A 13,447-nucleotide genomic window follows, 5' to 3' on the forward strand; every position below is an offset into this window, starting at 1 on the left:
TATCATTGCTATATATGCTATCTAGCAGAGAAGGCTTCTAATATTATCTTAATAAATTTCTGATAAATTGTGGCAACTTAATTATTGCCTTGGTATAGAGATGACATTGTTATGAGAAAATCAAAAATTAATCTCATAAAACAGGGTTTTTTTAATAGATCAATCAAGGAAAAGAATGACTTTTCCTTTGTTGAAGAGGATTTTGATTTAAATCTCATTCAATTTGAGTTTTCTTCTCTCTGGCAATTATTTATTGCTAATAAGCAACTTTGGCTAAAGAACAGAGCTGTAGTTTCTTATATGTACTACCTGTGTAATTTAATGATTCTCTATTATCAATATGATTATGTCAGAGCCGATTTAGAGAAATTAAAGCAAAAAAGACAGGCAATAGAACTATTTATTAGTGAAAACTTCCCCATGGAGGAGCAGGAATTAATTAATAAATTCTCTAATGAGTTAAAAACCAGTATTCGTAATGACACGCCTGCTGTTCTTAGCATTTCTAAAATACGTGGGCATATTTCTATTTTAAATGCCAATCGCTCGCATTGGGGATATAGTCGCGCCCTGGCAAATCATGCAATTATTTATCTTCAAAAAAACTGTAGGTCCAGCTTGACTAACGAGGCTTATGAAGTCATAGGTTCTCAATGTGTTTCTACTGAAATTATAGAGTTGTTAAATAAATCTCGAGAACCATTGGTGGTAATGGGCATTATCCTTTACGAACTTCGTTTTTTCATTAATTTAGTGCTCATAATGAAGCATCTTGTTCAAGCGGCAATAAATAAAGAATTATCAGCAAAGAAAGTATTAAAGCAAGAAATAGAAAAGCGTGGTTTTACTATGATTAGCGATATGACCTGGGGGATAGTTAATTTATTGACTACGTATAATAATTTTTTTCACATCTCAGCATTGGCTGTCCCCCCAATCATTGTCAGTTTTTTAGCTTTTGATGCTGTAATATTTATAGCTCAATGGGCTACAGATACAGCTAAATATAATAAACAGTTGCAGGAGTTAGTGGCGCAAAAAAATGAGGCTACAGCCTTTGAACAAGTCATTATCAATCGACAAATTGATTTATTAAATGATGAATGGGAGGCACAAAACGCTTATTATCTCATCAATTTTTTTGCTGCCAGTATATTGGTGATTAGCTTTGGATTCAGCATGGTTTGTTCAGGACCTCTGGTTTTAGCTGGTCTGGCATTTTTCAGCATGATGGGTAATGCGCTATATAATGCTTCAGAAGAATATAAAAAATACCAACAATCCAGAATTGCGATAAGACGTGAGCTATCTAACGGCATCATCCTGAATGATGATCATCACCACAAACTAATGGCAAAACTAAATGAAGAAAGCGGTCAAACCTCCACTGATTTTTGGAAAGCCTTAATCTACAATATAGGAGGAACTGCTTTTATAATTACTGCAGCTGTAATTTCTTGGCCTATAGCCTTGAGTATTACTCTTACCTATATGGCTTATCGACTCAATAATGCTTATCAAAAAAAGTCAAATGCCCCAGGTACAGAGCAAGAAGTATCTCCTAATATTTATCGTCTATTTTATTTTGTGCAGTCTGAAAGCCCGATTTTAAGCGCCGCTGATAAGCATCAAACGCTCTCAAGTAGAAATGATTTAAATGAATGGTAGTAATGGTTTTTAAGCTATAAAATAGCACACTTTAGCATACACTATGCTCTTTTTTTAAAGAGTTTCTCGGAAACTAAGGGCGATACTTGTTTTTTTTACACCAACCACACAGAGAAGAATGAAACGATGGGCTTTTGCAGACATGCTGGCTGTAGACCGCACGCTCCTTGCAAAAATTCACAAACAAAAGCGCTTTGCCAGTCCCAATAACAATGTCCATTTTATGGCGTTTGAGATGGATGATTGGCTAGTTAAGGGCATTCTCCGCCGGATCAGCAATTACTTGCAATATATGCCTGATGCACAATCCTTACCCGCCATGCAAAGGCTGCATCCAAATTTATTGGGAGTTGACGTTCTGCAATCCGTTGCCACTGATAAGGAGTATTATTCTTATGACAAATATTATCCGAAAAACGCCATCAAGAGCGCAGCCAAAAGTGTCCTTATGATGGAGACCTGTGCTTGATTCGTGAGATCCTTCGCTGCGCTCTGGATGACGGTGATCGGCTCTTGGGGGCTGTGGTTTATACAAAATCATTACGCGACAGCGACCAAGTATTCATTACTAACAAGTCGGTGTTGTTGTTTATATCAATTTGATTCATGATAAGGTCCTTAATCTAACTCATTGACTTAAGAGACTAATTTCGATGCGATTATTCAGAGCTGCTTTTAACGGTATTGGTTCTGCTGCTGGTGTTGCATGGCCGTCATTTGGTATTATTTTTAGTGTTTTGGGTGGTTCCATAGGCAGTATGCTGCCGTTAACGCTTGGTGCTTTTTCAATAGGTTTATTTGTTTCCATCGGCATATCTATTTTTTATTTGTCCTATGCGGAAATGAAGAATAACGCCCGCCAATTTGAAGAACAATTGAAAAAAAATCAGAATAAATTGTGGGCCGATATCAATAATTACGTAAACAGCATTTATGAGCATTTTTTAAATCAGCAGGATAAGCATGATTTTATTAACTATTTTAAAAAAATGATTGATCACGATCTGCAAGAAATAGGCAGGACTGATATAAATTCACCTTTATACCAAATATTGCTTATTATTAAGAAGCGAAATGACGAACAACAATTTATTATTACTACTGATAAAAGAATAATCTTTGCAGAAATAGCCCAACAGACGTCACAAAAATCCATCCCCTACTCTAAATTGATAGCGCCTTCTTTATTTGGTTTTGTAGGTACTTTTGGTTCCATCGCTGGATGTAGTGCTGGTATTTCAGGACTATTAACAGGCATGGGGTTATTTACCAGTTTTACTGCATTTCCTTTATTAGGGTGGGGCATTATAGGAGTAGCCCTAATTTGTGGGGCAATTATGGCCTATAATGCAACCATTGAAGTCCAGGACGAGTTGCAGAACAATGAACTGAATCAACTGACCAAAAAGATGCATCAACAATTGAGTAAAGCAGTTCTTGAGCGTAATGTAGATACAGCACTTCATCATACCACATCTGCTCTGGCCGTTAATCCGGAAAAAAAGAAGGAGTTATTCGACCAGATTAACAAACCGATTTTATCTGTATTACATCATAAAAAAATAAATAGCAATGAATCCGGATTACACTTTATTTCCTTTTTTAATTCTAATAAAACGAGTGAATACGGTAAGAATTCTGAATTAGAAACATCTGTCTTGACCCTATAATAGTATTTAATTCATATATTAACAGACATGCTCTCTCATACCACATAATGCTCCCTTAATGTTCTATGTGTATCATAGATACTATAATATATGTAACCCTATCACTGTTTCGACATGAGCTTCCTTCATAAGTCAGTTCATGATTGATATCAGTGTAAAAGCTCGGAAAAAACCGAATACAGTGAGAGCATTTATGCCAAAATATCAATTACCACCACTTGTCTTTTATGAGACTCATGCAGATAACTCAGTATCTACTTTTATAATTGACAATCTGGATTATTTTCAAAAGGTCGGATACAAAACAATTTGTGTTGAATTAGAAGTGGGACAAACTCTCGATGATACAATACAACAGATTAGTGGGATGCTTCCAAAGTTTGTTCAACAATTTAATCATATGAATTCTAAAGATCCGAAATATCAAACAATGCTAGCTCAAATGAGAACAGTTAGTGGAAAACAATTGTTCTTCCTCTCCCTTAGGGATAGTCATTTCATTTTTAGAGGAATTGACATGCCTGTGCCCGACCAGATAAAACATGGACTCAACTCGCCTCAAAGAAATTCGCTGCTTACAGCCAATATTATCAAAAATGCAAAAGAGTTTGATGGGGCTATCATAGTAATTACTGGTTTGGGGCATTACAGCCTTCAACAACTTATAAAGAAAGATGATCCTGAGAATGCAGAACAATACCTTTGGGTTCATCTGCACAACCCAACCTATGCAACTGACGCTCGCCAAGCGTTAGTAAGTACCTATGAAAGAGAGGGATATGATAAATATTTTCCCTTAGGACTTTCTATTTTTCAAAGCTCAAACGAGCAATTGTCTAGTGAAATAAAGAAGGCCATTAGTAAAAAATGTTATACTTATGAAGATGAAGACTTAGATACATCTACAGCTAGAATACTTAAATCAGTAATTGGGAGCGACGTGTCTGCTCATTTTCGAGCTGATGGAGAAAAGTATGTCGACGCCCTCATACCTCTTAAAAAAGCTGCTGAAAATCATCATCAAGAGCCGGAGCAATTTTTAACCAATTTAACCACGACATTAAAAAACGTTCGCTATGAAGTTCAGGGATTAAGTAGCGCCTCACATTCGAAAAAAGAAAGCTATGTTATTATCAGAGAAATTAATACAAGAGAAGTCGCTGAAAGTATTACTGAACTTAAAACTTCATTAAAGCCTCCCGCAATGAACTGATGTGTGTCGGTTACCCCCCATAATCAATCAGGGGCCTTATTGTTCAGGTTGGAATAAGAAATCTTATGCCCGGTCTATACTATCGCTAACCGGGCATTATTCCCCTCTTATCTATAATTCACGTTAATCTATTGAAAATTAAATGATTGCTCCATAGTTTTTGTATCAGGCGAGGACTTATCTTTGTCGCTCAAAACAAAAAATCTGCCATTAAAACTATATTTGCATTGAGATTTGCTCTGAGGCATAGCCGATTCCGATTCACAAGACGTTTCCTCTGTATTTTTCCGTTTATTTTCATTTGTCGAAACAATCTGCCCCTGTCTATTGTAAGCCCTAAGAAATAAAAATTGATCTCCAAATAACTGTACGGCATCTTTAAATGACTGTTCAGCCTCTTTGCCAATATCATTCATTTGCTCAATAATCTCATCCAGATACTTAAGACTCAATGGATTAGGGTCCAGGCGACGAAAATAGCGAAAACCATTTTGTCTGCGCCGCACTCTTGTTACTGTTTCGGAGCTTTCAATAGATGGAGTTATTTGTTTCAATAATCGGTTAAGGTCACCTGGCACTCCATTGGGAAAAGACATACAACGTAGCGAACCATGCCCATTTAAAATTGATGCAGCAGCTGTAGGAGTACCGACAGTATAGAGAGTTACTCCATTATTTTTTAGTATGGTTTCAGTAGCAGCTATCAAGGGTTTAAGATTCTCATTTGCGGAGGATAAAACAATTAAAAAATTGCCTGATTTAGATTGTCCGGCGATCCCATTTACCAAATTTAAAACAATGCGTGGATTATCATCAAGTTCACTCTCTTCAAAAAGATCTTCATTTGTTACATATTGATAGGCTAATGCCGGAATTGATACCACCTTAAAACCATTTGACTCAAGGGTTTTCATAAGTAATGAGATAAAATCACCTAGAGTATGTTGAAGTTTATGGTTTTGATATAACACACTATCCAAATACGCTTCTTTTTTTCTTAACTCTAAATTACTGGGATCAGACTTCAGTTGAACTCGCAACTTTTTCAGAATTGGTTCCAGAGTGTCCTCTACTAATTGAAAATCATGTAACAAAATGGTGCCATCAGGTCCTTGAGTCATGATCATATCAATATGGAACAAGGGATTAGGTAAAATAAGCAATTGTGAGGGATGAATGTTAGACTCTTCCACAATGGCAAACTTTGCTTCTTCCAGGTCATACCATTGAATTGGATTATTATTTTTTTGAAGATTTAAATAGAACTCATTTTTAGGCATTGGACACTTCTTCAATTGCTCTATTAGTCCTGGATCTTGGTATTGATGCTGCATGCGATAGGCAGCAGTTAGAACAAGACTATTTTCACCTAACACAACAAATAACTCTCCATTTGTATTGGTCAGACAATAAGTATTTCCTCCTTCAAGAAGAACTTTACTGCTTTTAATATCGATCTTTGCCTGTTCAAATAGTTTTTTTGCTTGAAGTTTATGCGGTTCCATTCCCACTGATAATTGCGATCCATAACTGCCTTCGGTTTCAAAACCGAAAACCATCGCCTCGTCATCTTCATTATTGCCGACGGATTTAGTAAATGCATTTTTTCCACTTCGAGGGTTCAAGGCAATGGCGCTATCTGCTATGGCAAAATATTTTTCGGATAAGCCCTTCTCATTAAACAATAAAGCGCCATTACCCAGTCGTCTGAACACATCACGAAGCCATTGCCATTCTTCAACCTCAACGGCAGCAGTAGCATTGTTCTTCACCTTGGTTTCTAAAGGAAGAAACGAAACAGGAACGTCAAGCCATTTACACACCCCAGATAATTCATCTTTTATTTCTTCAGTTCCAAAAGTGGAAATAGTAAATGAATCACCAGGTCGTACGTCATCTATTTTGGGGCCACAAAAATAATTATAAACCCTAAAATTCCGCTCTTTTTGAGAGACGTGATGTAAGTTAGCATGTTCCAAATGGCTGAATGCATCTCTGAAAGGCAAGTCTTGCGGGAAACTCATATCTGAAAAATCAGACTCTTGTACAGTAGCACGTCGCATATATAATTTTTTCAATGGAAGTATTATGTTTTTTCCCTCACTTTTTACTTCAGGATAACAATCCACAAATTCCAACTGGAATAAAAGTTTGTTTTTATACTCGTAATTAATTACATAACCCTGATAGGGTTTATTAATTTGATTTGCTGTGACCATAAAATGATTTGTTTTAAATGGAGTATGGAGTAACTGATTGATACTAGTACGTAATGACATAAATTCCCGAGGTTGATAATTTAATAGCCTATTGTGCTGATTTTTAAATAAACGCGATTATCCAAGCCTGCTCAATAAATGTCAATTTTAAAATCAAATCGACCTATAATACATCTTTTCTTTAAATACATAAGTTTGTTTTTCCAGTTTGTATTTGCCCCTATTCAGTAATTTAAACCTATACTCAACCCTAATTCTTTGCAATTAATGATTTGGAATACTATAATTCCTACCATTAGGAAGGAACTTCCTGCCATTGGTCAGTTTGAAGGAAAGTGAGTGACAAGATTAGGCGGCACTAAAATACGAGCATTGGATGAAGCGAGAAAACTTCTACAGGAAGTAGGCTATAATGGTTTTAGCTTCCAGCACTTGGCAGATGCATTGCAAATTAAAAAACAAAGCCTTTATGTTCATTTCAAATCTAAAGAAGACCTGGGTATATCCCTTATTGATGAGCATCGCTTATCCTTTGCTGAATGGACAAAAGCAATTAGCGTCTTTACTCCAGACGAACAGATTCGCGCTGTATTTGAGATTTGTTATGAGTTTTCTGTTGATGCCAGAAAGATATGTCCCTTATCAGCCGTTGCAGCTGATTTAAATTCATTACCCAAAGGCATGCAATCCGCCTTAGCCAACTTATATGACGCGCGTTATGCATGGCTTAAAAGTATTATTGAAAAAGGTCAGAATAATCATACGTTTAGAAAAGATAAATCAAGCGATGAAATTACTAAATTTGTATTCGCTACGCTATTGGGGGCACAACTTTTTGCACGAATTTCTGGAAATCCGGCTCAAATTAGAGATATTAAACAACAAACTTTAGATTTTTTGATTGAGTCTCGATAAATCTGAGGCTTCACGAGGTAATCACAAATGAATTCATTTAAAAAACGCGTCGTTATTACTGGTATTGGTGCCATCACCCCTATTGGAATCACTCTTGAGGAGATTGAGAAATCACTCAGAGAATCTTTGAGTGGTATTAAATTAATTACTCACTTCGATACTGAAAAAATTCCAGTAAAGTTTGCCGGTGAAGCATCTCAATTTAAACCGGAAATGTTTCTGGAAGCTAAAGAAATTCGCAGAAATGATCGTTTTATTCACATGTGTTTAGCTGCATCTGATATGGCTGTCTATGACTCAGGTATTTCATCTGAACGTTTGCATGATGCCGGCGTTGCTATTGGGGTGGGCCTCGGTGGCCTCTATACCATTGAAGAGGCAACGTTAGAAATGAATCATTCAGGTGCGAAACGAGTCAGTCCGTTTTTGATCCCTTCCATTTTAGCTAATCTTGCGAGTGGTCAAGTGAGTATTCGCTATCGAACTAAGGGGGCTAATTATGCTATTTCATCCGCATGTGCCAGCGGCTCACAAGCGATTGGACAAGCATATAGGGAAATACAATCAGGACGGCGTGATATATGGATTGCTGGCGGCTCAGAGGCCCCTATTACACCGCTTAGTATTGCAGGCTTTTCTGCGGCAAGGGCCCTATCTCGGCGCAATGAAGAACCTGTTTTAGCTTCAAGACCTTTTGATGAGGACCGTGAGGGATTCGTGCTTGGTGAAGGCGCGGCTGTCTTTATTCTTGAATCACTAGATTCTGCGCAACAGCGTAATGCTAAAATTTATGCTGAAATAGTTGGATTTGGTATTGCCTCAGATGGTTATCATGTCACAGAACCTGAGCCTAATGGTGAAGGTGCGTACCTTGCTATGAAAGAGGCTCTTGTGGATTCCTCGCTCGATGTAGCACAAATTGATTACGTTAATGCGCATGCGACAAGTACCATGCTTGGAGATAAAATTGAAGCAATTGCGATGGAGCGTATTTTTGGAGAGCAGATGGCTTCAACTTTTGTATCAAGTACTAAGAGCCTCACAGGACATGCTTGCGGCGCTGCTGGTGCACTTGAAACTGCATTTTGCTCTCTAATGTTGGTCAAAGACTTTTTACCACCCGCATTTAATCTTGATAAAATATCTCCAGAGTTTCGATTTAAATCCCCTGGTCAAACAGAATTAAACTTTCACCCCAATATTATTATGAATAACAGTTTTGGTTTCGGTGGGGTCAATACATCAATGCTATTAAAACGAATGGAGTCATAAGAGCGGTACACGTAAACTTAAAAATTAGGATGAATTATCGTAAAAGTAAGGAGGGCTGACATGAGGTTCAATGAGAATACAGTATTAATTACAGGCGGGAGCAGTGGAATAGGTTTTGCTACTGCAAAACGCATTATTGATGAAGGCGGAAATGTCATTATTACCGGACGCAATCAAAAAAATCTGGATACCGCAGTCAAAAATCTTGGGAAAAAAGCCCGATCTTTTGCTTCAGATGCGAGCCGAGTAAGTGAAATTGAAGCGCTTTACTCATTCATTGGAAAAGAAGTCGGCAAGATTAATGGCCTTTTTGCTAATGCAGGAGCGGCTGTATTTAAACCAGTTGAGGCAGTAACTGAAGAAGACTTCGATATGCTAATGAATGTCAACGTTAAAAGTGTCTTTTTTACGCTTCAAAAAGCAATTCCCTATTTAACTGATGGAGCATCAATAGTACTCAACGCCTCTGTTGCTGGGAGTAGAGGCTCCCCTGTCGGTTCAGTTTATGGGGCGTCAAAAGCAGCAGTAAGATCGATGGCTCGCACTTTTGCCTCAAGTCTAATTGAGCGTAGAATACGTGTTAACGCTGTGAGTCCAGGCCCAATTGAAACACCTCTATGGTATAAAGATGAAATGGTTTCCAGCGTTATGGAGGACATCAAGATGTCGAATCCTATGAAACGTTTTGGAACGGCTGAAGAAGCTGCAGCCGCGGTTTTATTCCTTCTTGCCTCTGAATCATCTTATATCACTGGCAGTGAACTTTTTGTTGATGGTGGATTAACGCAGCTTTAATGCGTTAACTTCACTCCCGATGAGACACTGCATTAAGTTAATGCCTTTTTAGCCTGCGTAACCCAGGATTTCGGTGTCATTTTCCAGATTACGCTGCACTAATCCAGACTACATTTGACACGTTATATGACCCTAAATCCCTTAACTTAAGAGCAGTGCCCCAATGAAGGAGACAAACTTAAGCTTCGGATTCATCGCGCATAGCTTGCAATCGATTAATCATTTCATCCAGTGCTTCAGATTTTTTTCTATAAATGTCTTCATAAGAAACATGAAAAGTATTGAAATCATCTTCACACTCCACTTTATCTTCTAATAACTCAGTTATTGTTTGTTTGGATAATAAATAGAAATCATCTTCGACTTCAAAACTTATAATCCATATCTGGTCGCCTATTTTAAAATCAGTCATCATTACCTGCTCTGTTTAAAGTAATTTTTTTAGCGCAGATGACTATATACCTGGAAAAATTAAGAGTCCAGTATTGATTATTTAGCCCGACCAAAATCTTATCATTAACTACCAAGAAATTGTGAAGGCTGTTCATCTGAGCAGTATCCTGTGCTTGCACACCCACTATTTGGAAAAAACATTTCTGACGAAGGTGTGTTTTTTTTGTTCTCAAATAAACTATAGGTATATTTTGTAGATTCAACATCAATAATTTTATTATCTATATAACAAGTCCAATCTGAACGTATGCCAAAATACTCATCTAATTTTAAGCCCGCATATTGGCTTGTAGCTAAATCACCTACAAAATTGTTCCAGGGATCGCACACTATATTATTAATAAGAAGAAACGCATGGTTTGAATAGGTACATATTGAAATGGGGATACACATGTCATATGTTGATAAATTGGTGGCAATAAACTCTTTGAGAAGAGCATCAAATGCAACAAATGATTGCTGCATGCAATTACCCGCCTTTAAACTTTCCACCTCTTTGGCACAGAGCTGGATTCGCTTCAAAAGACTGTAGTCAGTTCTGCAAAGAATCTCATCACACTTCTGTTGACAGTAGTAGACAAGTGGGGCAAAAAAATTATTATCCTTTTTTTTACCATGGATATTACATGCTTTGATACTAGTATGTATTAGCTGAGTGATGTGTCGTATCAGAGCAGTAACTGCGCTCATAAAGTTACCCTCTTGAGAAATTAAAGCCACAAGTCCTATTTTAACACTTTCTAATCTTTAGATCTGTGAAAATGATGAACTTAATCTCTTTTTGGCCTATAAATGAACTTTATTTAATATTTGGTTAATAGTAAGCCCGTATAATCGCTGCTATTACCTTTGTAAATTTGAGAAACATAATGATTAAAAAAAACTGCAAGTTACAGTATACGCCAGTAAGTGAGGATAAGAAGAAGGCGTTTTTGGAAGATTTTTTATCTAGCTTTCAGGCTTTAAAGTCCAGTGTGGAGCAACAAGAGTCTGAAAATAAGAAACGCTTTTTTGAAGATGTTAAAAAAAACAAGGCCAATGCTAATAAAGAGTCTTTAATCACTCATGAGACAGTAAAAAAAGTAAAAAAACTTGCAACAGAGATAACCGCTCAAAGTAGCTTCGATCAGTCGGCATGGGAACTAATTTTTGCCATCAATCAATTAGCTAAGAGCATCCGCTCCTGTGACTTGCCTTCAGACTGTGAAGACGATTCGCTATTAGTAAAATTGACTCAGAATTTTGCTGACAAAACCTTAAATGATAATGACAAGTCTTGGCTACAGAAAATTCTTGAGATTGCTTTATATACAAAAAAAACAGGTTTTGGTAATTGTCAGGAAAAAGCATTTTTTGCCTTTTCTGTATTATTACTTGAATCAAAAAAAATTTTTAGTCCAATATCTTCCCTTAGATTAGCAACCTTTAATAACCATTTCATAGTCATTGTAAATGAACAATTCGTAATGGACCCTTGGTTAAATATTGCCTTTCCCTTAGACTCTAAAGCTCCTAATAAAAATATAGATATTGTATTCGACGAATTTGGAAAGTTAGTTGATTATTTTTCTATTAATGAACAAGGTTACTGTTACACACATAAAGTTACCGTAGGTAGAACGTCTCAATCAGACCAATGTTCAGAGTCTGATAAATACTCAGACAAAGAAATGATAAACTGTATTCAAATGCTACAAAAAAATCGTGAATATTTTGATTTATCCGGAAAGGAAAAAAACAAAAGAAAGATAAAAACGCTGGAAAATACTACGAAAGAAGAAGTAATTAAGTACTCAGAAAAAATGGAGTGGACTGTAGGTAATTCAACCCCAAACGATATAACAGATTCTGAGGATGAACATCATGAACCTGTTGCACCTACCCCCGCTAAAAGGAAAAAGGTAGAGGAAGAGATAGAGGAAGATCTCGAGGGAGGAGTTGAAGAAGAAACTACAGTCTCTGCCTCTTCAATCGAACAAAAGCCACTAGTAACTTCTTACAATTTCTTTTCTGTTCCGTTTGTCTTCTCCCAGACTGGCAGTCATGGTATTGAGTCAAAAGAGCATCAGTTTATTTAAGAAGATGAGAGCGGATTATTGCCCAACAGAATAACCATTAAGGTGATTTATACTATTGGCAGCAATTATTTGCTCTTTTTGGTTTATTTTTGGTAAAATCCTTCCTCATCTATTTTAGATAAGGTTCAACATGTGCATTAATAACCCTAACTGTTCGTGCCACCATTTGGAAATGGCTATTAAGCGAGATAAGACAAAAGAGTTAAAAGCAGTTTTTAATAGTTATTATATTGGAGACCAGTATAATTTCTTATTGGATGCCTATCAATTGCTCGAAATACAGGATGGTCATAAATTTGCAACTGGAATGAATAAATTAGTAGAAAACTATCTTTTAGAAAACTCTGCAGAGGCAATTAATGTCAAGAATGAGCATATAAAAATGGACTTTATGAGTCTATACGATGAACATATTGACGATCTTGGCTCCGCAAGATCCTCGCTTAATGAAAGGCTGCTTCTGTTAACACAAGACGTTCAGTTTCTAGTCTATCAAAATCTCTCTGGTATGGCCCCCTTTGATAATTGCCTCGCAAAAGCCAATGAAGAAAGTATGGGTGATATGAAAAATGTAAAATCTCACAAACGGAGTGGATGTAATATTTTCTAAGAAGGGTTGTAAGCCCCCTTCTGCTCCTCATTTAAATTCCTGATGATAAATATAATAAAAATTCTTTTCCTTTTTCATGGAGAAGATTTTTAAGCGGTAAAAATAAATTATCAGGAATAAAATCGATGTCGAACCACTCCCACGAGATAATCTTGTCTTGCTCCGGACTATTTATTATTTGTCCTTTTGGATATTTGGCACGTAAAAAAATAGACACATAATGTTTATTATCTTCGTTGAAGATATCATTTGTGATTGCAACAACAACCGGCTTGTAAATGAGGTTCGACCGGGATCCTGACGAAAAGGACCGTTACCTGTTTATGTTTAACTCAATTTAAATTCAACCCTCAGTTTTTCTCTATCTCCTGTTAGAGGGAATTCAGTATAATGCACTAAATGCCTGCATCTTGAATTTTAATTTAACTTGAACTGGTTGATCCAAATCCCAAGAAGCTTCATCCATAATGAATTAAACCCTAAAAAGCAATGCTTTGGGTGATAATGACAACTACATCAAGCAAATGGGGAACTAATGTTGACTGAAAACACGG

13 protein-coding genes are annotated in these 13,447 nt (G+C 36.7%); 9 read left to right on the forward strand and 4 right to left on the reverse strand.

From position 1 onward, the window contains the following. Positions 1 to 111 precede the first annotated feature (111 nt). From LOX96_RS12845 to LOX96_RS12860, 4 genes are all read left to right on the forward strand, one after another. A complete protein-coding gene (locus tag LOX96_RS12845; RefSeq protein ID WP_250422437.1) occupies positions 112 to 1,668 on the forward strand; it encodes a hypothetical protein in 1,557 nt (518 codons plus the stop codon). A gap of 118 nt (positions 1,669 to 1,786) precedes the next feature. Beyond that, positions 1,787 to 2,137, forward strand: coding sequence for a hypothetical protein (locus LOX96_RS12850; RefSeq protein WP_250422435.1), 351 nt, complete (start codon positions 1,787 to 1,789; stop codon positions 2,135 to 2,137). Between the two features lie 184 nt (positions 2,138 to 2,321). After that, entirely contained in the window at positions 2,322 to 3,338 is a 1,017-nt protein-coding gene (locus LOX96_RS12855; protein WP_250422432.1) for a hypothetical protein, read from the forward strand. Between the two features lie 139 nt (positions 3,339 to 3,477). Continuing rightward, positions 3,478 to 4,551, forward strand: coding sequence for a TraB/GumN family protein (locus LOX96_RS12860; protein WP_250422430.1), 1,074 nt, complete (start codon positions 3,478 to 3,480; stop codon positions 4,549 to 4,551). A 128-nt stretch (positions 4,552 to 4,679) separates the two neighbouring features. Here the strand turns inward: LOX96_RS12860 and LOX96_RS12865 are convergent, their stop codons facing one another. Next, positions 4,680 to 6,830 (reverse strand): hypothetical protein, encoded by a 2,151-nt coding sequence (locus LOX96_RS12865; protein WP_250422428.1) that lies wholly within the window; start codon positions 6,828 to 6,830, stop codon positions 4,680 to 4,682. 279 nt (positions 6,831 to 7,109) lie between these two features. Between LOX96_RS12865 and LOX96_RS12870 the strand changes: the two genes are divergently transcribed. Genes LOX96_RS12870 through LOX96_RS12880 form a run of 3 tightly spaced genes read left to right on the forward strand, consistent with a single transcriptional unit; the run spans position 7,110 to position 9,752 of the window. Next, positions 7,110 to 7,685, forward strand: a complete 576-nt coding sequence (locus LOX96_RS12870) for a TetR/AcrR family transcriptional regulator (protein ID WP_250422426.1) — start codon at positions 7,110 to 7,112, stop codon at positions 7,683 to 7,685. A 27-nt stretch (positions 7,686 to 7,712) separates the two neighbouring features. Further along, positions 7,713 to 8,957 (forward strand): beta-ketoacyl-ACP synthase II, encoded by a 1,245-nt coding sequence (gene fabF / locus LOX96_RS12875; protein WP_250422424.1) that lies wholly within the window; start codon positions 7,713 to 7,715, stop codon positions 8,955 to 8,957. 60 nt (positions 8,958 to 9,017) lie between these two features. Next, on the forward strand, positions 9,018 to 9,752 hold the full coding sequence (locus tag LOX96_RS12880; protein ID WP_250422422.1) for an SDR family oxidoreductase: 735 nt from the start codon (positions 9,018 to 9,020) through the stop codon (positions 9,750 to 9,752). A gap of 178 nt (positions 9,753 to 9,930) precedes the next feature. On the opposite strand, the gene LOX96_RS12885 is transcribed toward LOX96_RS12880, so the two are convergent. Together LOX96_RS12885 and LOX96_RS12890 are read right to left on the reverse strand one after the other, a co-directional pair. Next, on the reverse strand, positions 9,931 to 10,167 hold the full coding sequence (locus tag LOX96_RS12885; protein ID WP_250422421.1) for a hypothetical protein: 237 nt from the start codon (positions 10,165 to 10,167) through the stop codon (positions 9,931 to 9,933). 101 nt (positions 10,168 to 10,268) lie between these two features. After that, positions 10,269 to 10,895: a hypothetical protein gene (locus tag LOX96_RS12890; RefSeq protein ID WP_250422420.1), complete on the reverse strand. Its 627-nt coding sequence runs from the start codon at positions 10,893 to 10,895 to the stop codon at positions 10,269 to 10,271. 179 nt (positions 10,896 to 11,074) lie between these two features. Between LOX96_RS12890 and ceg10 the strand changes: the two genes are divergently transcribed. Beyond that, positions 11,075 to 12,283 (forward strand): Ceg14 family Dot/Icm T4SS effector, encoded by a 1,209-nt coding sequence (gene ceg10 / locus LOX96_RS12895; protein ID WP_250422419.1) that lies wholly within the window; start codon positions 11,075 to 11,077, stop codon positions 12,281 to 12,283. 172 nt (positions 12,284 to 12,455) lie between these two features. Beyond that, complete coding sequence (locus tag LOX96_RS12900; protein WP_250422418.1) at positions 12,456 to 12,893, forward strand: hypothetical protein; 438 nt, start codon at positions 12,456 to 12,458, stop codon at positions 12,891 to 12,893. Between the two features lie 31 nt (positions 12,894 to 12,924). On the opposite strand, the gene LOX96_RS12905 is transcribed toward LOX96_RS12900, so the two are convergent. Continuing rightward, a complete protein-coding gene (locus LOX96_RS12905; protein ID WP_250422416.1) occupies positions 12,925 to 13,110 on the reverse strand; it encodes an NUDIX hydrolase in 186 nt (61 codons plus the stop codon). Positions 13,111 to 13,447: the final 337 nt, after the last annotated feature.

The sequence above is a fragment of the Legionella maioricensis genome, assembly GCF_023618015.1.
Classification (GTDB): Bacteria; Pseudomonadota; Gammaproteobacteria; order Legionellales; family Legionellaceae; genus Legionella; species Legionella maioricensis.

Bases quoted from the DNA above. Each gene is read 5' to 3' on its own strand.
- LOX96_RS12845 (WP_250422437.1), top strand. From the start codon at position 112: ATGAGAAAATCAAAAATTAATCTCATAAAACAGGGTTTTTTTAATAGA.
- LOX96_RS12850 (WP_250422435.1), top strand. From the start codon at position 1,787: ATGAAACGATGGGCTTTTGCAGACATGCTGGCTGTAGACCGCACGCTC.
- LOX96_RS12855 (WP_250422432.1), top strand. From the start codon at position 2,322: ATGCGATTATTCAGAGCTGCTTTTAACGGTATTGGTTCTGCTGCTGGT.
- LOX96_RS12860 (WP_250422430.1), top strand. From the start codon at position 3,478: ATGATTGATATCAGTGTAAAAGCTCGGAAAAAACCGAATACAGTGAGA.
- LOX96_RS12865 (WP_250422428.1), bottom strand. From the start codon at position 6,830: ATGTCATTACGTACTAGTATCAATCAGTTACTCCATACTCCATTTAAA.
- fabF (WP_250422424.1), top strand. From the start codon at position 7,713: ATGAATTCATTTAAAAAACGCGTCGTTATTACTGGTATTGGTGCCATC.
- LOX96_RS12880 (WP_250422422.1), top strand. From the start codon at position 9,018: ATGAGGTTCAATGAGAATACAGTATTAATTACAGGCGGGAGCAGTGGA.
- LOX96_RS12885 (WP_250422421.1), bottom strand. From the start codon at position 10,167: ATGATGACTGATTTTAAAATAGGCGACCAGATATGGATTATAAGTTTT.
- LOX96_RS12890 (WP_250422420.1), bottom strand. From the start codon at position 10,895: ATGAGCGCAGTTACTGCTCTGATACGACACATCACTCAGCTAATACAT.
- ceg10 (WP_250422419.1), top strand. From the start codon at position 11,075: ATGATTAAAAAAAACTGCAAGTTACAGTATACGCCAGTAAGTGAGGAT.
- LOX96_RS12900 (WP_250422418.1), top strand. From the start codon at position 12,456: ATGGCTATTAAGCGAGATAAGACAAAAGAGTTAAAAGCAGTTTTTAAT.